At 39.0% G+C, this 21,673-nt stretch carries 23 protein-coding genes; 13 read left to right on the plus strand and 10 right to left on the minus strand.

The genetic code is table 11. The features are described from left to right. Positions 1 to 5: 5 nt before the first annotated feature. From M899_RS10025 to M899_RS10050, 6 genes are read right to left on the minus strand one after another with little or no spacing between them, the layout of a single operon-like run. Complete coding sequence (locus tag M899_RS10025) at positions 6 to 1,043, minus strand: uroporphyrinogen decarboxylase family protein (RefSeq protein WP_021271339.1); 1,038 nt, start codon at positions 1,041 to 1,043, stop codon at positions 6 to 8. Positions 1,044 to 1,063: 20 nt separating this feature from the next. Continuing rightward, the gene (locus tag M899_RS10030; protein ID WP_021271277.1) at positions 1,064 to 1,765 is read right to left on the minus strand and encodes a response regulator transcription factor; all 702 of its coding nucleotides are present in this window, start codon (positions 1,763 to 1,765) and stop codon (positions 1,064 to 1,066) included. After that, positions 1,762 to 2,670: a sensor histidine kinase gene (locus tag M899_RS10035; protein WP_021271246.1), complete on the minus strand. Its 909-nt coding sequence runs from the start codon at positions 2,668 to 2,670 to the stop codon at positions 1,762 to 1,764. Before M899_RS10035 ends, M899_RS10030 begins: the two co-directional genes overlap by 4 nt. 3 nt (positions 2,671 to 2,673) lie before the next feature. Further along, positions 2,674 to 3,945: a glutamate-1-semialdehyde 2,1-aminomutase gene (locus M899_RS10040; protein ID WP_021271353.1), complete on the minus strand. Its 1,272-nt coding sequence runs from the start codon at positions 3,943 to 3,945 to the stop codon at positions 2,674 to 2,676. 15 nt (positions 3,946 to 3,960) lie between these two features. Beyond that, positions 3,961 to 5,514 carry a hydroxymethylbilane synthase gene (gene hemC, locus M899_RS17745; RefSeq protein WP_021271307.1) on the minus strand — a complete coding sequence of 518 codons (1,554 nt, stop codon included), beginning with the start codon at positions 5,512 to 5,514 and terminating at the stop codon, positions 3,961 to 3,963. Beyond that, entirely contained in the window at positions 5,507 to 6,430 is a 924-nt protein-coding gene (locus M899_RS10050; protein ID WP_021271335.1) for a glutamyl-tRNAGlu reductase, read from the minus strand. Before M899_RS10050 ends, hemC begins: the two co-directional genes overlap by 8 nt. Positions 6,431 to 6,597: 167 nt before the next feature. On the opposite strand from M899_RS10050, the gene M899_RS10055 reads away from it, so the two are divergent. The 11 genes from M899_RS10055 to M899_RS10105 all read left to right on the plus strand — a co-directional run bounded on the left by M899_RS10055 (position 6,598) and on the right by M899_RS10105 (position 16,919). Next, positions 6,598 to 6,969: a hypothetical protein gene (locus tag M899_RS10055; protein WP_034728758.1), complete on the plus strand. Its 372-nt coding sequence runs from the start codon at positions 6,598 to 6,600 to the stop codon at positions 6,967 to 6,969. An 86-nt stretch (positions 6,970 to 7,055) separates the two neighbouring features. Next, positions 7,056 to 8,714, plus strand: a complete 1,659-nt coding sequence (locus M899_RS10060; protein ID WP_021271306.1) for a Na/Pi cotransporter family protein — start codon at positions 7,056 to 7,058, stop codon at positions 8,712 to 8,714. 113 nt (positions 8,715 to 8,827) lie between these two features. Next, positions 8,828 to 9,892 (plus strand): IMP dehydrogenase, encoded by a 1,065-nt coding sequence (locus tag M899_RS10065; protein WP_021271302.1) that lies wholly within the window; start codon positions 8,828 to 8,830, stop codon positions 9,890 to 9,892. A gap of 5 nt (positions 9,893 to 9,897) precedes the next feature. After that, positions 9,898 to 11,688, plus strand: coding sequence for a 1-acyl-sn-glycerol-3-phosphate acyltransferase (locus M899_RS10070; protein ID WP_021271295.1), 1,791 nt, complete (start codon positions 9,898 to 9,900; stop codon positions 11,686 to 11,688). Beyond that, on the plus strand, positions 11,685 to 12,587 hold the full coding sequence (locus M899_RS10075) for a cation diffusion facilitator family transporter (protein WP_021271284.1): 903 nt from the start codon (positions 11,685 to 11,687) through the stop codon (positions 12,585 to 12,587). The genes M899_RS10070 and M899_RS10075 overlap by 4 nt, the downstream gene beginning before the upstream one ends. Then, positions 12,580 to 13,029, plus strand: coding sequence for a hypothetical protein (locus M899_RS10080; protein ID WP_034728760.1), 450 nt, complete (start codon positions 12,580 to 12,582; stop codon positions 13,027 to 13,029). The genes M899_RS10075 and M899_RS10080 overlap by 8 nt, the downstream gene beginning before the upstream one ends. Positions 13,030 to 13,110: 81 nt before the next feature. Beyond that, on the plus strand, positions 13,111 to 13,683 hold the full coding sequence (gene infC / locus M899_RS10085; protein ID WP_034728762.1) for a translation initiation factor IF-3: 573 nt from the start codon (positions 13,111 to 13,113) through the stop codon (positions 13,681 to 13,683). A 195-nt stretch (positions 13,684 to 13,878) separates the two neighbouring features. After that, a complete protein-coding gene (gene rpmI / locus M899_RS10090; protein WP_021271321.1) occupies positions 13,879 to 14,076 on the plus strand; it encodes a 50S ribosomal protein L35 in 198 nt (65 codons plus the stop codon). 101 nt (positions 14,077 to 14,177) lie between these two features. Continuing rightward, entirely contained in the window at positions 14,178 to 14,522 is a 345-nt protein-coding gene (gene rplT, locus M899_RS10095; RefSeq protein WP_021271278.1) for a 50S ribosomal protein L20, read from the plus strand. 177 nt (positions 14,523 to 14,699) lie between these two features. Continuing rightward, a complete protein-coding gene (locus tag M899_RS10100; RefSeq protein WP_021271329.1) occupies positions 14,700 to 16,226 on the plus strand; it encodes a PQQ-dependent sugar dehydrogenase in 1,527 nt (508 codons plus the stop codon). Between the two features lie 12 nt (positions 16,227 to 16,238). Next, on the plus strand, positions 16,239 to 16,919 hold the full coding sequence (locus M899_RS10105) for a response regulator transcription factor (protein ID WP_081653792.1): 681 nt from the start codon (positions 16,239 to 16,241) through the stop codon (positions 16,917 to 16,919). A 2-nt stretch (positions 16,920 to 16,921) separates the two neighbouring features. Here the strand turns inward: M899_RS10105 and M899_RS10110 are convergent, their stop codons facing one another. Continuing rightward, positions 16,922 to 17,683 carry a DUF547 domain-containing protein gene (locus M899_RS10110; protein ID WP_021271308.1) on the minus strand — a complete coding sequence of 254 codons (762 nt, stop codon included), beginning with the start codon at positions 17,681 to 17,683 and terminating at the stop codon, positions 16,922 to 16,924. A gap of 65 nt (positions 17,684 to 17,748) precedes the next feature. Between M899_RS10110 and M899_RS10115 the strand changes: the two genes are divergently transcribed. Then, complete coding sequence (locus M899_RS10115; protein ID WP_021271332.1) at positions 17,749 to 18,327, plus strand: RNA polymerase sigma factor; 579 nt, start codon at positions 17,749 to 17,751, stop codon at positions 18,325 to 18,327. Here M899_RS10115 and M899_RS10120 read toward each other — a convergent pair. After that, complete coding sequence (locus tag M899_RS10120) at positions 18,324 to 19,172, minus strand: matrixin family metalloprotease (RefSeq protein WP_155897179.1); 849 nt, start codon at positions 19,170 to 19,172, stop codon at positions 18,324 to 18,326. The two genes, M899_RS10115 and M899_RS10120, sit on opposite strands and share 4 nt — an antisense overlap. An 85-nt stretch (positions 19,173 to 19,257) precedes the next feature. Continuing rightward, positions 19,258 to 19,902, minus strand: a complete 645-nt coding sequence (gene fsa, locus M899_RS10125; RefSeq protein ID WP_021271262.1) for a fructose-6-phosphate aldolase — start codon at positions 19,900 to 19,902, stop codon at positions 19,258 to 19,260. Positions 19,903 to 20,007: 105 nt separating this feature from the next. On the opposite strand from fsa, the gene M899_RS10130 reads away from it, so the two are divergent. Beyond that, a complete protein-coding gene (locus tag M899_RS10130; protein WP_021271336.1) occupies positions 20,008 to 20,829 on the plus strand; it encodes a hypothetical protein in 822 nt (273 codons plus the stop codon). Between the two features lie 3 nt (positions 20,830 to 20,832). Here M899_RS10130 and M899_RS18565 read toward each other — a convergent pair. Next, the coding region (locus tag M899_RS18565) for a tyrosine-type recombinase/integrase (protein ID WP_369795335.1) at positions 20,833 to 21,673 on the minus strand (841 nt) is incomplete at its 5' end.

The raw sequence follows: 21,673 nt of genomic DNA on the forward strand, positions 1-21,673 counted from the left end.
ATTTACTAATAAACAAAATTATTATGAATATAGGCCACTGATTGTTGAACATTTTCCTTCGGAGTGTGTTGAAGAACACCGTGCCCAAGTCCTGCGATCCATTTATTAGGTCTATTAGAAGCTTCAATCTTTTGCCATAGCTCTTGCCACTTTGTTTCAAGAAGATTCCATGGCAAGTGAAGGTGACTTGGGTCTAAATTTCCTTGAATATAGTAATCATTTCCAAGAACTTCTAATGCTTTTGTAATATCCATTCTCCAGTCAACGCCAAGAACATCGATATTATCGTCTTCAATATCTGTTAGATATTCAATATGAGTTAGTTTTGAGTAGTACACAACCTTTTTATCTGGGTGCATTTTTTTAAATTCAGCAGTAACTTGTTTAAGAACAGGGATCAAATATTTTTTAAAATCATCTCGAGTTAGTTCTCCTGCGGCCGTGTCGAAAAGACAAATTGCATCGGCCCCACCTTGCGCTTGAACAGACATTTCTGTTAAAAGTTCAGGAAGTAGAATTTCTAAGAAGCCTTGGAATCTACCATCGTAAATACCATTTTTTGAATTCGTTAAACTTCCCGCATGTGAACCTTCTACTGCATAAGTATAAAGAGTCCATGGAGCACCAACAAAACCTAGCAGTGTTTTAGTTTGGGGCATACTTGCTCTGAGAAGAGCACAGGCCTCTTTTTGAAAGTTATAAAATTCAGCTGCAGGCGCAACTGGTTTTAGTGTTTTAAGAACTTCCATTGATTCTAGTTTTGTCCCTAGGATTGGACCTGGGTTGTAAACAAGGTTCATCCCCATATGTTCAAGGGGAAAAAGAAGATCACTAAAAAGAATAGCAGCATCGAAATCAAATTCATCAAGTGGACCATGAGTTACTTCCCAAGCAAGCTTTGGGTTTTTACACATTGTCATAAAATCGCTGTTCTTCTTAATATTTTGATAGTGGTCATGATAGCGACCTGCTTGTCTCATAAACCAAACTGGAACTTGTGTCTTTCCACTCGCATTAACAATTCTATCTGCAAATAAACCCATTTTTATATCCTTTTTAGCGTTTAGTTATTTTTAATTAATTTGTAGCCGATACCGCGCACTGATTGAATATCAACGCTCTTTTGCGGGTCTGTTTCCATCCACTTTCTCAAGCGTACAATGTAGTTATCCACTGTGCGATTGCTCGGAAATTTATCGAGCCCCCAAATTTGATCGATGATTTCATTTCTATCAATGGCCTCACCCATTCTTGTGTAGAGCAGCTCTAATATGGCACATTCTTTTTGCGGCAAAGAAATAATGTGACCATCACCATCGCTTACTTCAAATCTTCTGAACCAGACTTTTAAACCACCCAATTGAACTTCTTCTGGAAGAGTTTGTTTGAGGGCCTGTGAGCTTTGAATTCTTTTCAGACGCAGGACAAGCTCTTTTAGGGCGAAGGGTTTTGTAATATAGTCTTCTGCACCTATTTCTAGTCCTTCAACTCTAGTGTTGGGATCATTTTGCGCGCTTAAAAAAAGCAGAACAAAGTCTTTTCTTTTTTGTCTAAACTCGCGAGCAAGATCTAATCCACTGGCATCGGGAAGGCCAATGTCCATCAGAATAATGTCGGGACTATGCTTTTCAAAGAGTTCTCTGGCCGTTTTTCCATTCTCAGCTCTGAGACAGTGGTGACCAAGACCATTGAGGTATTCACTTAGAGTAATTCCTAAATTATCTTCATCTTCAACAATGAGAATCATGGACTTTGCATCATTCATACAACCTCCAAGGATTTCTTAAAGCATAGGACAAATTTTAAATTCTCTTCACCTTCTATAATAAAACGGCCACCCATCCTATCCATGAGCTTTTGCACAAGGTACAGACCAATTCCAGAGCCTTTGGCAGAGTTGTGTTTATAGAAAAGTTTTCCAAGTTTTTGTCTCTCTCCATGAAATATTCCACCATCGTCATAGATAAGACGTATATGGTGTTCTTTTTCATCAATCGTGAGCGTAGCACTTAGGTTTTCCGTATGAGATTTTGTATTTTCAAAAAGATTTTTTAAAATAAGCTCAAGGGCAAAGAGGTCGGCCTCAATAATTGGGTCAATGACTTGTGATTGTAGGTTCATCGCAAGATTCTTCGCTCTTTTTGCGTGAGTTGTTTTAATAACAGAAATTAAATCAACAGGGGCCGGGTTTAAGTTTCCTCCGCGCTCAATTCTTGAGAGTTGAAGAATCTTATCCATTTGTGTTTCAAGATTTCCTGTATCTTCAATAAGGCGCTCAGTTAATTTCTCTAGAAGAGTGTCGCTCTTGTAATTTTCTTCAATTGTGTCATGAATAACTTCTGATTGCAGACGAATGCTTGCTAAGGGTGTTTTCAGTTCGTGGGTAAGGCCTGCAAAGAATGCTTGCAAGGCCTTCGTTTTCTTTTGATCTTTATAGTAAAGAATGAAAAGAGAGATCGATAAAAAACAAATCAGAAGAATAAGAGTGGATCCTTCCCACTTGAGCATACGAATTACATTAGGTTTAATTCCAAGCTCAGGAAGAGATAATCCCATATGCGTTACTTTATCCTCAAAAACTAGGATAAGATAAAGCCACCAGCCTCCAAGGGCCAGTGATGTTGTCACCCACAAGGTGGCGAGAATGGGAAATACCTTACGACCAGTCAACACTTAGCTCCAAAGTCTTTTCTTTAGATCTTCTAGAACAAAGTCATTGTGCGCTTGACTTAGGAAACCAACTTCATACGCATTTGGCGATAGGTAGATTCCTTTTTCTAAAAGAAGAGGGAATAGTTTGTTAAAACGCCCCGCTAGATTCAGAGGTATTTCTCCAACTCTATGAATATCTTTTCCGCCTGGAAGAATCCAAAAAAGTGACCCATATCTAGTCATGTGATAATCTTTAAATTCACCATCGTTGTAGCCAACAAACCACTCATTAAAAATTTCTTCTAATTTTTGTCCGGCCTTTTCAAGATTATGATAAGTTTCTTCGTTAAGTTTTTTCAATGTCGAAAGTCCACCAACCATGGCCAGTGGGTTAGCACTTAGAGTTCCCGCTTGGTAGACATTACCGAGTGGCGCCAAGTTTTTCATGATATCATTTGTTGAAGCGATGGCCCCTACAGGTAGACCGCCACCAATGATTTTTCCGTAAGTTGTGATATCAGGTACAATTCCTGTGACTTCACACATTCCACCGAAGGCCACTCTAAATCCAGAGATAACTTCGTCAAAAATAAGAAGTGATCCATGCTCAGCAGTGATCTCTCTTAGGAAAGTTAAAAATTCGATTGTTTGAACAAGAAGACCATTATTGGCCGGAAGCGGTTCAATAATGATGGCCGCAATTTCACCCGGATGATCCTTAAAGCATTGGATAACACCCTCTTTATCTCCAAGATCAAGGATAAGCGTATCTTTGGCAACACCTTCCGGAACACCGGCAGAAGAGGCCTCTGCTTCACCAGCAAGTCCAGAGCCTGCTTTGATGAGCATACTGTCTACGTGTCCGTGGTAGCAACCATCAAATTTAATGATTTTATTTCTTCCCGTAGCACCACGAGCAAGCCTTAAGGCCGTCATGACCGCTTCAGTTCCAGAGTTCACGAAACGAAGTTGTTCAACATGAGATAGGTTTTCAATAAGAAACTCTGCAAGCTCTAGAGAATAAGGTTCACAAGCTCCATAGCTCCAACCACGACCTAGCGCTTCAATCAAATCTTTTTCAACTTCTGTATTTTTATGACCTAGAATAAGGGGGCCAAAACTCATACAGAAATCGATATAATCTTTACCCTCTACATCTTGAAAGTATGCTCCACTGGCCTCTTTAACAAAGCGCGGAGTGATAGGAAGTCCTTTAAAACTTCTAACTGGGGAGTGAACTCCTCCTGGAACCAGTTGTTTTGAACGCTCAAATAGTTCAGTTTGCTTACTCATATTTTTTCCTTTTAATTAATTTTTTTGTGTCATCCAAGAATTGAATTCATCAAGTCCACTAAAGGCCCTAACTTGTACACCCATTTCTTTTAGTTTAAGTTGAGTCTTACCTAGACCGCAGCAATGGAAGGCCTCTTTGATTTCAGGACAAAAAGATGTGTATGTTTTGTACTGATGGGCGCTCATCCAATAGAAGACTTTTGTATTTTTTAGTTTTTCTAAATACTCTTCGCTAGGAGATTCAATGAATCTTTCATAGACTTGAAGAACTTCACCTTCGTTGATTGTTCCATCATCATTCGATAGAGCAAGAAGTTTTCTGTTATCTCCAAGAAACATTCCAAGAAGTTTAGAACCTCTGAGCTCTTGCAGGTACTCTTCGCTTAGACCATCTGAAGAAGCATGTACCCAATGTCCTTTTTTCGCAAGGAATTGATGCGTTTTCGCTCCAGCTGCGAAGAGAGCTTTATATGAGGTCTTTTCCATCACGCTGTAGCAGTGTGATGACGTAAAATATAAATCGTCAGTTGTGAATGTCTCATTAAACTCTAGGGGTCTTTTTTCAATAATTTTATCACTAAGATAATTTGTCCCTAAAAGTTTTTGTTCAGAAAGACCTACAAAAGCACTGGATTTATCATGGCAAGTAGGGAAGGCCCCTTCAGTTTGAACAACATCGATTACCTTATCATCAACTGTTCCTCTATGAGTGTGCACGTAGTAGTCACCAACTTTTTTAACGTGAATACCTACGGCCAAGTGACAGCCACCGCCGTAAGAAGCAAAGGCCTGTCTCTCTCTTTGAACTTCGCTTATTGTTTGCTTGTCTTTCATAAGACTAAGCTTTTCTAATAGAGCGCCGTTATCATCTCTGTCTTTAAAGCACTCAATGGCCAGGGCCCCTTGAGAAGCGGCACTTGGTAAAATTGATTGCGGAAGAACCATAAAGTCTAAATCTTTGATAAGAATTTCTAGCTCTTTTTTTGATTCTGGACTTAGGGCCAGTCTTTCGATTCCAGCAAAGGCCAAAACGATAGCGTCGTAGTCGCCATTATTTAATTTACTAATGCGGGTATTTACATTACCTCTAAGCATTTTTGTTTTTACACTCAACCCCTCTTTTGCAGGGAGAAGGCTTGCTAGAGTTTTTTCAATATTTACGATTCTTCTAGGAGAACTTGTTCCAACAATGAGAGTATTAAGATCGTGCAATTTCTTTTGCACGTCTTTTCTAATGAGAAGAATATCTTCTGAGTATTGTCTTTTGGTAATGGCCGCAAGTTCAATCCCTTCAGGTCTTTCGCTTCCTAAATCTTTATATGAGTGCACCACTAAATCAACGGCACCTGTTAAAAGAGCGTGATCAAGTTCTTTGGTGAAAAAGTCTTTCCCTTCAAGTTGCCACAGTGGTTTGTCAGTAATTAAATCACCCTGAGTTTTGATAACTTCTAGAACGAATTTATCACCTGTGAGTTTTTCTAATTGATCTTTGACTTGTGTACATTGAGTAAGGGCGAGGAGACTTCCTCTTGTTCCTATCTTATAGACTACCTTATTTGAATCAGACAAACTGTAAATCCTCCCAGCCAAATGGGACATTGAGACTAAACGTCGTCTTTCGCTTTTCAACTAAATAAGCGATATGATCCCTGGCCTTTTCAACTTTTTGTTCTTTTTCTTCTTCTAATACTTTTGCTTCTCTAAAGACTTGCTCCAAACGATAAATACCGTGCTTATCACTTAGATCTGTTCTTAAAACAGAGGGAGTTCCCAGGTCCACAAAGATTTCCCCTTGGGCCTGCTTCCAGTTCTTAAAAAAGTTTTGGTTAAAGAGAACGACGTCCTCGGCACCAATTGTATTTACGATGAGCTCAAAAGTCTCATAAGATGAGTAATCTTTCCAGCCCACTGTCTTAATATTTTTTTGCGGGTATTCTTTAAGAAGATCTTTGATCTTCTCTTCATTTCTCGCTGTGATAAAAATTTCGTAGTGCTTATCGAGAAGCTTTATTAAGTCACGCGTTAAGGCCCCCGAGCCAACGAGTAAAACTTTTCCGCACTTCTTTTTTTGTTGAAGAAAACGACGCGACATTCCAGCGTAGGATTGTTGGCCGACATTATGAAGATAGAGAGTTCTCACTTCTTTTGCGTCCTTAAAAAGTTTTTCAAGAACGTTCATAATGAGCGGTCCCTTAAAACTATGTTTAAGGTATTCAAGATAGGCGTCTTTGAATTGACCTGTGATTTCATTTTCGGCCACAAGCTTACTTTTTAGTCCACAAATTGTTTCGAGTAGAAAAAGGTAGGCCGACTCATCTTCGTAAAGGTCAAAATCATGGGCCTTATTGACGTATTCCAGTGGCGCGAGATTGTGGCCCACAAGAATCGTTCTTTGACACGTTTTTAGAATAAAAACATCACCACTGGTTTCTTTAACCAAGGGGCTGCCAGAAGGAAGGTTAATGAGCTTAAGTCCTTGAATCATGAAAAATTCACGCCTTTCTTTAATTAATAGGGGATGGCCAGAATATAAAGCACAACATGCATCTATTTGTCACAGAAATGTAACCTATTGAATGATTTAGATCATCTTTTACTTAACCCGAGTTTTGTTTACTTTTCAAAGATGGGGCCTTCTGCTAGTATCGGCCCATGGAACAAATGAATGATACAGCGCGCACTAAAGATAATGAATTGAACCCTGAAAATGACAGGCCATTTTGGCAGCGTTGGGGCGAGGTTTTCGCGCGTCTATTTCTCAAATATTGCCCACAAATCATCATCAATCAATTTATCAAATTTGATAAGAAGGTCGATGGGGCCATCTCTTTTTTCTTTCGCCATTACGGTAAAACACCTTTTATGATCTCGATGTCTAAGAAGGTTCAATACCTTGGTATTGAGAAATTATTCCTAAAAGGGCCCAAGGCCTTCGTTTACTTCTTTCTTTTCTACCTCGTTAGGGACACGATTTTGTACATCATAATCCCAATTTACTTTGCTAAGCTAACCACTGGTAATTAAAAATTTATCTTTCTTTATATTGTCCATTAGGTGCAAGCTGTGGATAATAGTCCCAATACATTAGTGCATCAAACTTTGGGAATAATATGAGCGCATTTACTATGGCCTACACTGTCTTAGGTGGACTTGGCCTTTTTTTCTATGGCATGAAATCCATGTCAGAGTCCTTGCAGTCTCTTGCTGGAGACACTATCAGACAAATTATTAGCGTACTTACATCAAATCGTTTCTTGGCCGTCATTGTCGGTTGTGCGGTTACGATGTTAGTGCAAAGCTCTTCCGTTTCTACGGTTATGGTAATAGGTCTTGTCAATGCGGGGCTTATGTCCCTTGTTCAGGCCATCGGAGTGATTTTTGGGGCCAATATTGGAACCACGATCACGGGTTGGATTATCTCAATTAAAGTTGGAAAGTATGGCCTTCTTCTTATAGGACTGGGGATCTTTCCGGCCCTGTTTGGACGCACGAATCGCCATAAAGAAATTGGTCGTATCTTCCTTGGTATGGGGATGATTTTCTTTGGCCTAGAAATTATGAGCAATGCCTTTAAACCTTTAAAAGATATGCCAGAATTTCTGGAAGTTTTGGGCTATTTTTCTGGGGCAGGTATCGGCTCTTTACTTGCGAGCGTTGTTGTCGGCTGTCTTCTTACTATTGTTATTCAATCTTCATCGGCCATGCTCGGAATCACAATGGCACTTGCGCAATCAGGAGTCATCGAACTCAACACGGCCATGGCCTTGGTGCTAGGTGAAAATGTGGGAACGACAATCACGGCCCAGTTGGCCACGGTTGGCGGCTCAGTTAATGCTAAAAGAGTCGCCCACGCACACTCTCTCTTTAATATACTCGGTGTTCTCGCTCTCATTTCTATTTTTCCTTATTACGCAAATTTTATTGAATGGCTTATTCCCGGCGAGGCCAATTTTGTGGATATGAGTGGGGCGCGCCCAAATATTTCAGTTCATATTGCGAGCTCACACACTATTTTTAATGTTGTGGCGACGCTACTTTTTATTCCCTTTATCAATCAGCTTGCGGCCTTTGTTTCTAAGCTTGTTCCAGATGAAAAAGTTAAAGAACAAACAAAGCTCCAAGTGCTTGGCGATCCCAGCGACATGATCGCGGCCACGGCCCTTGTTGTTGCCGATAAAGAGTTACAAAAATTTAAAGATATCGTTGATCGTATGTTTAATAGAGTTGATGAGTATCTCAACAACGGAGCGACTGATCCGCGTACTTTGGCCAAAATTAAAGATTATGAGCGCATCACTGATAATATTCAAAAAGAAATTACTTTTTTCATTTTAAAGCTCATGGAAAATCGTCTCAATGAAAGAGAGTCCCTGCGCGCTCAGGCGCTGGTTCGCAGTGCAGATGAGCTTGAAAGTATTGCTGATTATCTAGATAAATTGGCCACAAGTAAGACTCGTTTTTGTGAAAAGGGTGCTTTTGATGGTGATATCCGTGAAGAATTTATAGCTTTTTACAATTCAGTTAGAGCCTTCTACGATAAAATCGCTCAAGGGCTTATTACAGGGAATTTTCTCGATGAACTTCTTGTTAAAGAAGAGATGTTACAGCTTAAGCATACTTCTGATGAATTGCGTGAAAAATTTCTCAATAAATTAACTAGTGATGGCCTTTCTCCGTACTTGGCCCTGGCCTATTCGGATATGGTCACGGCCGCAAAAAAGGTGCGCAGTCACTCGATGACTCTGTTGCAAGTTAATTTACGCGTCTAGTGATTAAAAAAACGTAATTAATGCAAAGGGTCGTTGACCCTTTCCTTTTATTTCCGTGCTAAAAAAGTTATTCTTTCCCTACATTACAGACACAATTTCGGGAGGACGAACGCATGGATTTAATGTTTGGTGCAAATGGTATTTTGCAAAGAGGTCGCGGTTTAACATTTGATGATGTTTTACTCGTGCCAAGACATAGTGAGATTTCTTCGCGTCGCCATCCAGATCTAGGGACAAAGGCCACTAAAAACTATTCAATCGACATTCCGATCATTACGGCCAATATGGATACAGTGACAGGTAAAGAAATGGCCTGTGCCATTGCTAAACTTGGTGGACTCGGTATTCTACACCGTTTTATGTCTCCAGAAGAACAAGTTGAAGACGTAAAATTTATTCAAAAATTCTTAAAAGATAATAACCTAACAACTCCTATTGCTGCATCTATTGGTGTTAAAGAAGAAGGTCTTCACAGAGCTGAACTTCTGGTAAATGTCGGTGTCCAAATTTTAACTATTGATATTGCCCACGGTGATTCAGTGATGATGCACGATGTACTTAAAGAAGTTAAAAAGCGTTACCCACATATTGATGTCATTGCTGGTAACGTTGCAACAACTGATGGTGTGAAGCGCATGATTGAATCAGGTGCAGATGCTGTTAAAGTTGGTATTGGTCCAGGATCAATGTGTACGACAAGAATTATTACAGGTCACGGAGTTCCTCAACTTTCGGCCATTGCTATGAGTGTTCTAGAAGCGCAAAAGCATGGTGTTCCTGTTATTGCTGATGGTGGTTTGAAAAACTCAGGTGATATGGTTAAGGCCCTTTGTGCAGGAGCTGATTCATGTATGGTTGGGTCTCTTGTATCAGGAGCGCTTGAAACTCCAGGTGAAGTTGTGAGTGGTATGAAGCAATACCGTGGTATGGCCTCAAAATCTGCACAAGTTTCTTGGAGAGGAGAGTTGCCTAAAGGAATGGCCGCCGAAGGTGAGCATACAATGATTCCTTGTAAAGGCCCTGTTGAAAATATTATTGATGAACTTACAGGTGGTATCCGTTCAGGGATGACTTACCTTGGTGTTGAAAAAATTGTTGCGATGAGAGAGGCCGGGCTATTTATTGAAATGAGCTCATCTGGGATGGCCGAAAGTAAACCCCATGGAGTAAGAGGATAGGATCCATGTTAAATAGTCTACAGAAGAAATTTCTAAGCTATCCAAAGCTTAAAGAAAGAATCGAGTCGCGTGAAAATTCTCAAGCTGAAAGAGAAAAGGCCCTTAAAAATCTCGAAGAGATTAGGGCCGATTACTCAAAAACTTATATTAAGACTTTTGAGAAAATGCTCGATGCCACTCTTCCAAATCTTTATGACGGGATCAATTTCAATGAAAATGGTCTCGACTTCAAAGAATTGGTTAAAAATAATTGTGTGGTCTTAGTTCCTAATCACCAGTCTCATGCTGATTACCTGGCCATTAACTATATTGTATATAAAACGTTTGGATTCCCTCTCTATGTAGCAGGGGGGATTAACTTAAATATTTTTCCTATTGGAAAACTTTTTAGAAAATCGGGATGCTTCTTTATCAGAAGATCGTTTAACAATGATGTTCTTTATAAGCTCTCTTTGGAAGCATACTTATACTGTCTTCTTCTTGATAAAAAACCTATTGAGTTTTTCTTTGAAGGGGGAAGATCGCGTACTGGAAAATTACTACCTCCAAAATTTGGTCTTTATCAAATGCTTCTTGAGGCCCATTCTTACCTTCCACAAGAAAGCAAGGCCGATCTACTTTTTTGCCCAGTGAGTATAAATCACGAATATGTGCCTGAAACAAAGTCACTGGCCCGCGAATTAAAGGGTGGTAAAAAAGTTAAAGAAAGTACGGGGCAACTTTTTGGTCTCTTTAAATTTTTGTCTTATCAGTTTGGAAATGTTCATATCAATTTAGGAAGACCTGTAAAGGCCCATACTGATGGTGAGGATATTGATATTAGAGCTCATGCTTATGAGCTTGCCTTTGAATGTTTTAGAAATGTTGGTAAGAATATGGTGGTGACTCCGACATCACTACTCGCACTTATTTTGCTTGATGAGGTTCAAGGAGCGCTCCAGTGGAACGATATTTTTGCCAGAGCAAAATATATCGTGGAATTTTGTGCGAACTTCAATATTCCTTGTACGCCTTCATTAACAAGTGACAAACTTGAGAGCACACTTGGTCGTGCTCTAGATATTTTGATTGGAAACTCAAAGCTTGACCTTATTGGAAAAAATAATAGAGGTCATACTTTTTACGCCATTAAAGAAGAAGCTCGCCAAGAGATGCTTTATTTTAAAAATACAATCTTACACCACTTTCTTGTTCCATGGACAATCAACTTGGCCTGGATCAATATTTTCAGTGGTCGTATTAATAACGTAGATGATTTGAAAAAGTTTTTCTTAGAGCTTCGTAATCAGATGAAGCATGAGTTTTATCTTCCTACGATTAAAGAATTTTTTGTGCAAACTCTGACGATCGTTTCTAAATCAATCGGTCGCGAAGTTTCAACTTTAGATGATTTAATGAATCTTTCACACAAAGAACTTTACGCCATTGCAAGTTCATTAAGTGTTTTTTCTCGCTCTCTAAGCTATATCAACGAGGCCTATTATATTAGTGCTCTTACTGCTAAAGAGTTGGGTGAGAAGAAGCCTTCTGGCTTTAAGTGGGATGAGTTCTTTAATTTATTTAAAGCAAATTTTAACAATGAAAAAGACCTTGGAAAGCTTATTCGTTTTCAAGAAAGTTTTTCTCTGCCACTTATGAGAAATGCGATGAAGTATTTCACTCAAGAAAAGATTGTATCTCTTTCAGCTGGGGAATACGTTGTTGATAATCCTGAGGTACTTGCTGGTTTAGTAGAGAAGTTTGAAAATGATCTAAAAGAACAAATGAAATTTAATCTACGCGTGGAGAGTGTGTGACTTTAAGTGAAAGACGCAAAGGCATAAGCCGCGTTCTGTGGATTACTTTTTATCTTAATATTGCAGTGGCCCTCATCAAAATTGTGGTGGGCCATATGTTTGCCTATCTTTCTTTGACTTCTTCGGGTTTAGAGTCAATGGTTGATAGTTCCACAAATATTCTTGCGCTCATTACAATCTACTATGCTTCAAAGCCAGCAGATAGTGATCATAATTATGGACATCATAAGGCCGAAACTCTTGGGAGTATGGTTGTGGCGTTCTTGCTTCTATTCTCTGCTTATCAAGTGGCCGGAGAGATAAATATTAAATCTATTCTCGAAGGGGATTTTTCTTCTCGTGCTCAGTTTGGCCCATGGCCTGTGATCAGTATTATCGTTTCAATGATGATCTCTCTCTTTGTTTCTACGTATGAAAGAAAGTGGGGAGAGCGTTATAATTCTTCACTTTTAATTGCAGATGCTTCACATACTTTTGGTGATTTCATTATTAGTGGGGCAGTTCTCATTTCAATTATTGCCAGCTACTTCGGTCACTTTTGGCTTGATACGGTTGTTGGACTTGTTGTTATTTGTTACCTCGTTTATTTGGCCTTAAAGATTGTTCGCATAAATTTAAATGATCTGCTTGATGGAGCTCCTCCGTTGGATGAAGGCTTTTTAAAGGAAATTGAGAAATTTGATCACGTCAAAGATATTCATAATTTTCGTATCCGAGGTAATGAGCATTGGCTGCACGCCGATTTTCACGTCCATCTAGATCCAAACCTTACATTAGTTGAGGCCCATGCTGTCGGCCAGCAAGTTGAAAATGCTGTTGTGGTGGAATTAAAGAAAATTGCAGGCCATGTGGATGTTCTCATTCATATTGAGCCTTGGGAGGAAAAAGACGGTGAGTAATCATTGGAATGAAGTTACTCTGACTAATAGTCGCCTTTTATATATTGAGGATGATTACTTATCAGGACATTGGCAAAAGTGTGATGAAAAGCTTTTTCACTTCATAGAGACAAATCCAAAACTCAGACTTTATGGAGATCGTACAATCCTTTACTTCTTCGCTGATACCAGCACTATTTGGGTTGGCCGTGAGGTTATTGGTCACGTGGGCAATCTTCCTTCAGGTCTTGAGTTTTATGATGTAAGCAAGGGCATGGCCCTTGAAGTGCCTCTACAAAAAATGTGGTTTGATCTAAATTTGGGTGAAGTGCATCATGAAGGTCTTAAGAACCTACAAGAGATTTCTAAACAGACCCAAAAATTAGCAACCACTTGGCGTTTGGTCTTTGATTGGAGTAGCGATGTACCAAAAATTGCCTTTAACTACTTTTTTTTGATATAATTATTTAAAATATACTTTGAATATTTTTTAACCTCATGATAATTCATAGAGGCTTTTTATTAACATTCCTGGAGGTGACTTATTAAGGAAAAAAACAGTGGTGGACAGGGTAAATTCCAAAGAAAGGATACTGGCCCTAGAGTAAACGAACAAATCAGAATTCCCGAGTGTAGACTAATTGGCGACGATGGTACGGCCTATGGTGTAGTGTCTATGGATGAGGCGCGTCGTATTGCTGATGAGAGTGGAGTTGATTTGATTGAAGTTTCACCAACTGCGAAGCCTCCTGTAGTAAAGGTCATGGATTTCGGAAAGTATAAGTACGAAATTCAAAAGAAGGCCCAAGAGGCGAAGAAAAAGCAGACTCAAGCTCAACTAAAAGAAATCCAGTTCAAGCCAAATATTGAGGCACATGATCTTATGACTAAACTTAAACATTGTGAGCGCTTCCTTGCTCAAGGTGATAAAGTTAAAATGGTTATGCAATTTCGTGGGCGTGAAATGGCCTATAAAGATGCTGGGATGGAAAAGTTTAAGTCTATTCTTGAAACAGTTACGGCCATGGGCTCAACTGTTGAGGCCGAGCCAAAGTTCATGGGAAATAGAATCATCACGATCGTTTCACCAGACAAGGCCCTTCCTAAAAAGAAATAGTATTTATTCGTAAATATCTGAAATAAGGAGACTTGCCGTCTCCTTTTTTTATTGAGTAGGATGAAAAGTTAGAACTTCGCGTAAATAATATGCAAAGGCCTTACTTTTCCTTTTACATTTCGCCCACTTATTGGTATTTAAATGTGCTTCATACATTATTTTTTGGTCTTAAATATAGAATGGTAGGAGTTAACAATGCCTAAAATGAAGACGAGAAGAGCTGTTGCAAAGAGATTTACAGCAGTTGGAAATGGTAAGCTTAAAAGAGCAAAAGCGAACCTAAGACACATTCTTGAAAAAAGAAGTCAAAAGCGTAAGAACAAAGCTGGTAAAACTGCTTACGTTCACGAAGCTGACTACAATAAAGTAAAGAGATGTCTCCCATACGTTTAATCGATTGATTAACGTATTTTTTAGTAACTGACTGAGGCTTGGGAAAAATTTTATTAAAAGAGCCATTGGCCCCCAAAGCATCGTTTTAAAGGAGAGTTAAAATGTCTAGAGTTAGAAGAGGTTTTAAAGCTAGAAGAAGAAGAAACAAAGTTCTTAAACTTGCCAAAGGTTTTCACTTTGACAGAAGAACTAAGTACAAGCACACTGCTGAAACTGTTAAGCGTGCGCTTCACTATACATACATCGGTAGAAGACTACTTAAGAGAGATATGCGTAAACTTTGGATTACAAGAATCTCTGCAGCGTCAAAGCTTGTAGGTACTTCTTACTCGAAGTTCATGGGTACTCTTAAGAACAAAGGTTGTACTCTTAACAGAAAAATGCTTTCTGAGATTGCTGCTAGAGACTTCGACGGTTTCAAGGCAATTTTCGAAGCAACTAAGTAATCGTCAATTAATAATTTCAAGACCAAAAATAGTGATTTATTGATGATATAAAGGAAGGCCCAAGCAATTGGGCCTTTTTTTTGTCTATTTTTTAGACGACATTGTAATTGCTTCTCTTCATATGGAGAGAGCTCATAGTTCTCGTTAAAATATCACCATCTTCCATCGGTGGTATTTATGAAATTATCTCTATCATTTCTTTTGCTCATTTCATCTCTTGCAAACGCAGAGCTTTTAAATTCCGGCTATGCCGTCGAGAAAAGTTCAACATGTGCAGGTTTTCCACGCGTTTCAATTTCTTCTCCACAAGGGAGCTGTGTCGGCCTCGTTGTTGATAAAGGAGAAGGGTTAAAGATGCCTAGAAGGATTGTAGAGTATCGTGAAAACGAGTTTTACATTACAGATATGGGAAGTTGGGCAAAAAATAATGGAACTCTTTGGAAGCTTGTTATCGAAGAAAATGGTTATAAGAATTTAACAAAAGTTCTAACAAAACTTGATCGCCCGCATGGCCTGCAGATTGGACCCGATGGCAGAATTTATATTGGAGAAGCTGGTCGCATTAGTTCTATCGATCCTACTGCCAATGAAAATATTGAAAGAAAAGATTTTATCGTGAATCTTCCTGTTGAGGGATCTCATCCATTAACTCATTTTATTTTTACTTCACAAAATAGTGTGCTCGTTAATATTGGCGCCCCAACTGATCAGTGTCTAACTGAATCTGGAAAACCGATTTATCCTTGTGAGCAATATAAAAATGAGGCCCAAGTTCGCGAGTATCTTCTCGATGATAAGGGAAATGTTACGGGTGAATTTGTTGTACAAGGAAGAGGACTTAGAAATTCAATGGCCCTTGCTGAAAATCTTTTTGGAGATTTTTTTCAAGGTGAAAATAGTATGGACTTCAAAGAACTTCATGAACCAAAAGAAGAAATTAATCTTCTTGGAAATGGAAAACATTTTGGTTGGCCATATTGTTATGAAAAAGATTCTTTAAATCCTAAATTTAAAAAATCACTTTTTAATCGCAAAATGCCAAAAATAGATTGTTCTGATTACGAAGCACCTGTTGCTTTTTTACCTTCGCACAGTGCACCCCTTGATATGTTTTTTTATCGTGGAGAGGCGCTCTCTTTTTTCAAAAATAAACTTGTCGTATCACTTCACGGCTATCGAGAAACAGGTCATCGCTTAGTGGCCTTTGATCTTGACGAAAATGAAAGACCAGTTGGTGAGGCCAAAGAAATTATAAATGGATGGGAAGCAAAAGTAGGTGTGCGCCCGAGAGGGGCACCTGTTGGTATGAGTGAAGGAAGTGACGGTAAGCTATGGTTTGTAGAGGATAAAAATGGAACTGTTATGGTTGTGGCCCCAAGTCTTCAAGATGACGTAACTACTGATAATAATAGTGGGCAGGTGGAATATTCTGACCTCGCCATTGGAAAATACGAAGCTTTGCAAAAAGGATTTTTCACAAAAAATTGCACAAGTTGTCACCAAATTTTTGAGGGAGATAGCGAGGCAAGCATAAAAAATCTTATTGATTCCGGACTCGTAAAACCTCGCATGGCCAATTCAAGTGAGCTATACTTAAGAATATTAGGACAAGGTGAAGGGCGGCCAATGCCCCCTGGAGCTAATCATTTGTTGAGTGATGAGGATAAAGAACTCGTCAAGGATTGGATAAACTCTATTAGATAAAAGTATTTGCTCATGAAAAAAAAGATCTTATGCATTGAGGACAACCCGACTATGAGGGTATTGGTTGAAGCCGTTTTACGTGATGAATATGAAGTCATTACGGCCGAGGATGGACAAAACGGTCTAAAGGAACTTTTTGTTAAAAGGCCTGATCTTATTGTTCTAGATATTATGTTGCCCGATATGAGTGGCCATGATGTTTGCGCAAGAATTAAGAGTTCACCAGAGCACGCTGATATTCCAATCATCATGCTTTCATCAAATACAGACGTAGAATCAAAAGTAACATCATATAAATTAGGTGCTATCAACTATGTTGAGAAGCCTTTTGATCGCAATGAATTTAAGGCCATGATTGGCAGTATTCTCTCAAGGGCCGTAAGCAAAGGCATGAACCTCGCCTATGGTGATATGAACTTCTCATTGGACTCTCAGAGCGTTTCTGTTTCAGGAAAGAAGGTCGAGCTTACTCCTAGTGAGTTTAAACTTCTTGTGGCCATTGTAAAAGAGCGTGGCGCTATTGTTGAGCGCTCAACCCTAGTAAAACTTTTTGGTGAAAATAGTGATGAAGAAAGTGTTGATAGAATTATAAATTATCACATGAGTCTTCTACGTAAAAAAGTTTCTCATTCTAAAGTTCGTATTAGTTCAATTTATGGCCGTGGCTATAAGGCCCAGGTTCACGAAGCTTAGAATCAGTTCACGTCATTCAATGACCAATCATATACAGAGTAACGAATTTCAATATCCTCTCTTTTTAAGGCCTCAATAAGTTTGAGGTCTTCGAGGTAGGGGATAAGCCAGTCTACGAGATCGACTCCATCTTTTTCAAAATCTTCTTTATACCATTCAAATATAGGTGAGAGAGTGAGACGCTTTCTTTTATAATTATAGTAATTTTTTTGCTCGTCTTTGAGAAAATTGCGTGTGCTTTTTGTGAGGTAAAATTCTAAGTTCTCTGCTGTTAGCGCCACGGGATTAAGGGGAGGACAGCCTTTGGCCGCACACACGAGTACAAAATGAATACGAGGCTCATTAAATGCTTTTCTTATGAGAAGATGTTCAATGGTGTCGAGGTCAATTTTTTCACCGAGTAGAAATATGAATTTCTTTTTCCATGGTGATGAAAAAAGGCCACCAATTTCTTTGATGGATTTTACAGGATAGTTGTCGATAATTAGTTTTAAGGTAAAGGCATTGTAGGCGTTGATAAGAAAGCTCAGTCTCTGATCTCTATTGAAGGTGTTGTACTCATCTTTAGTAACTTGACTCATTTCTTTGAGGTAACGATCTAAATTTTTTGACTCGTTATTTTTGATATTCTCATAGCGCACTTGAGTTGAAAATTCATTGTGAATGCAATTGCGACCTAAAAGATCGTTAAAAAGTTTATGAGTATGATCAAAGGCCAAAGTGCTATTCATAAATGTAAATAAGACGAGAAGAATGGTTCGCATAATCCTATCCTTGTGTTTGCACCTCTCAATTGTATAATAGAGAAAAAATAGCTCCAAGGAATTCTGTGACAGATCATTTTAGAGACCCTCAATTTTTAGATAGGCTTAAGGCCTTAGACGAAAGTGCTGTAAATGAGGTGGTTTGTGCTTATACATCACATCTTGTGAGTGCGGGCATGGGTCAGGGTCTAGGGGAAGATCAATCCCAAGATGTGTGTCACAATACATGGATAACTTTCTTTGAGGTACTTCCGCGCTTTGAGGGGCGAAGTCACATACGTACTTTTCTCTTTGGCATTTTCTATCATAAAGTATCTGAGTATCGTCGCCAAAAAATGAAATTTGAAAATTATGATCCTATTGACGACATTTTAGAATCTCGATTCAAAGAGGATGGCCATTGGCTTGGAGATGTGCGGGACCCTTCGACATATTTGGAAGAAGGCCAGATGTTAAAGATCGTAGAAAATTGTATGGAAAAGCTTCCAGATGTACAAAAGGCCGTTTTAAATATGCGTCTTATTGAAGAATTTTCTACAGAAGAAATTTGCGAAGTTTTAAAAATTACGGCCTCAAATTTTCGTCAATTGCTTTTTCGAGGCCGCTCGCGTGTAAAAGAATGTGTTGAATCACATCTTAATTAATGCTCTTCAACCAACTTTCCATTTAGATAGTGTAGACATTTTCCACTAGGCATTAACTCAATAACACCACGATAAACATTGCCTCGCTTTTGAGGAGCGTCTTCGCTTTTAGAAAATTTTCCTAGCACTGGATCTTCTGCAGTAAGGGCAGTGTCCTCATAAATGGTGTTTATAAGTTCTTTATCAATAGTGTAAACTTGTCTTTTCACTTCATCCGTACCCAATGTACTAAGCATTATACTTGGGGCCAGTGATTTGGATACGTGCTTTAGACCCACAAGATGGCCAAGCTCGTGGAGAATTACTGTTGGAAAATCATACTTATAGGTAACACCTGATGCGGCCGCTGAGTAGTTGTAGTATTCGTAGTTCACCAAAATATCACCATGGATAATTTCATAGTAATTTCCTGTTGGTGAAAAGATTTCTTGGGCCCAGTACTGGGTGACAGCAAGGGCCTCTGCTTTAAATTCAGCAGGCCATGAGTTAAGTAAATAGATTCCTACAGTCGAATCATTATAGCTATCGGCAAGTGCTGGTTCATAATTGGCAATATATCCTGCATTGAAATTATAAAGTGTGCCAGCATCATAGGCCGTATTCCACAATTTCATCATTTGCTGGATGCTATCGTTACCACTTGTTTCATCATAACTATCGATGGTTGAAGTGTTGAAGTCTGTTGAGATTTTTACGGCCAAAGGCAACTTGCTTGCAGGCCAGCGTGTCGTAAGATTAGATCCAGAACCTGAGGCCCCAGATGTTGAGAGAGAGCTTTTCTCTGTCTTTTGACCCATACAACTGGTCAGTAATATTAGCGATAAAATATAGGGTTTAAATTTCAAAGTCCATCTCCCGTTTGCAAAGAACAAATCGGTTGATGGACTTTTTTAATTAAGAATTTAAGACAGAGCTTTTAACTCTTGTATTCTACTTGTTTGATTTTGCGTGGTCTGCAAGAAATTGGTTTAGTCCAATATCTGTTAGAGGATGCTTGAAGAGTTGCTTCATAACTTTAAGTGGCATTGTCGCAACATCTGCACCTGCAAGAGCACAGTCTTTAACGTGGATAGAGTGTCTGATAGAGGCCGCAAGAACTTGAGTTGTGAACCCATAGTTGTCATAGATCGCACGGATTTCGTGAATCAGTTGCATACCATCTTGACCAACATCATCTAGTCTGCCAAGAAAGGGAGAAATATAAGTAGCACCATTTTTAGCTGCAAGAAGAGCTTGGTTGGCAGAGAAACAAAGTGTTACGTTCGTTCTGATATCATTGTCAGAGAACCACTTACAAGCAGAGATTCCGTCTTCTGTTAGAGGAAGTTTGATAACAACGTTGTCATGAAGCTCAGCAAGTGCCGCACCTTCTTTAATCATAGCTTCTCTTTCAGTTGAAATAACTTCAGCAGAGATTGGTCCGTCGATGATTTTACAGATATCAGTGATAACATCTTTTTGTGAGCGACCAGTTTGAGCGATTAAGCTTGGGTTTGTAGTAACACCGTCAACAAATCCCCATTTTGCAGCTTGTTCAATTTCAGAAATAATCCCTGTATCAAGAAAAAAATCCATAACGACTCCTTAAGTTTTTTATGCCTATAAAATATCAATCCCGAGGCCATGCGACAAGTTTTTCCGCTCATGGCGCGCCCTGATTGAGTGAGTCATAATAGGATTATGGTTAAGATTGGTTTATTGGCCCTTTCTCTGTTTTGTTTAGCGCCCTCTGTTATGGGTGAGGACTTTGTTTTAACAAAGTCGCAAGGCAAAAACCGTAAGGCCGTTGCAGACAATAAATTTGCTACTAAAGACCAAACGACAGGTCTTGACTCGTTCTACGATAAAGATGTCAATTACGCCAAGTTCTCTGGCCGCATTACCGACAGAGATAAGTCAAGTAATCTCATGAAGGTGAGCTCCGAAAACTCAGTCGTACGCTTTTTTCGTGCTGGTGATAAAATCAATTTTCATGTGGCCACAATGCGCGATCGTGACCCGTGCATAGGCTATATTCGCTCTTCTGAAAAAGGCTATTTTACAATTTATGCTGAAGACTTAACGCCATGTTGGGGTGGAGAGCTCTACTTTAGAAGAGGAACAGTTATTATTGTCGATTCCCGCGATTTATCAAAACGTGTGGAAGAGGCCTCACTTTATAGAGTTGCGCTTCTTCGTAGGAAGAAAGATTACTTCAACCAACTCAATAGAGTGAATCATTTTATTTGGGCCTTTGATCAAGAGAAAATGAAATTGGCAGCCGAATATGACAAGAAAATTATGGAACTCACACGTGATAAAGAGCGTGCCCTAGATGCTCTGATTGGTAAGAAAGGCGATTACGCCAAATTGCAACGCGAGCTTGCTTTCCAACTTGATGAGCTTGAAAAAGATTTAGACTTCTACAGAATTGAGCGCACGGAACTTTATGTGGATCGCTGGCATCAAGATAAAGATTTAGGATTGCCTGTGGCCCCGAGACCACAGGAATTAAAAGATTAAAAACTAATGGGCCTTCGCAAAGTGGTTGCGATAAAGTTTTTCTAAAAATTCATCATTAAAAATATTTTGTTCCATATGTTCACGATAAAGTTTTAGTGAATATGAGGGAGCGACTCCCAACCATTCTTTTATTGAAGTATCATTTTTCTTTTGTGAGAGCCATTTAAAGATACATGATTGGCGTAAAGATTTTGGTGTTAATGTGATCATCAATTTTTTTCTAATATCTTCAAAGACCACTTCTAGTCCTCTTGGAGATAGGCCTCCTGAGAGTATGCGATATGGATTTGCATTAAAAAGAATATGATCAAATGTAAGTCCAGCTTCCTTTTTATAAAATGATAGTTCTTCCTTATATTTTTTCATAACGTCGTTAAAAATTGGGGGAAGAGGTATTGTGTAAGGATCTCTTTTCGGGTGTTGAATAAGAACGCGAGGAGATTCTCCTAAATAGAGATCGTTCTCTTTAAGGTTTTGCAAATCAGATACTTTTAGGCCGCCACCAAAAATTAAAAGCATGATGACTTGATTTCTTAGTGCACACAATTTGGCCATGCCGTTATTGATTTTTTCTTCTTCCAAAAGATGTACCCACAATGTTTTAACATCAATGAATGGCGTAGGTCTTGGGATATCTAAAAACTTTGGTGAAGTTGGTATTTTTCTCACGGGATTAGTTGCAAAGAGTCCATTGACTACTAGAAAATCAAAGAAAATGCGAAGTGCTTGAACTCGTCTTCTTCTAGAATTGTCTGAGCTGTATTTATTTTCCAAATAGGCGCCATATTCTAAAACATGGGAAATTTGAAATTGCGTGATGTCAGTACTCTTTTGGGTAAGCTTC

Origin of the sequence: Bacteriovorax sp. BSW11_IV, from assembly GCF_000447755.1 — a bacterium.
Taxonomy (GTDB): Bacteria; Bdellovibrionota; Bacteriovoracia; order Bacteriovoracales; family Bacteriovoracaceae; genus BSW11-IV.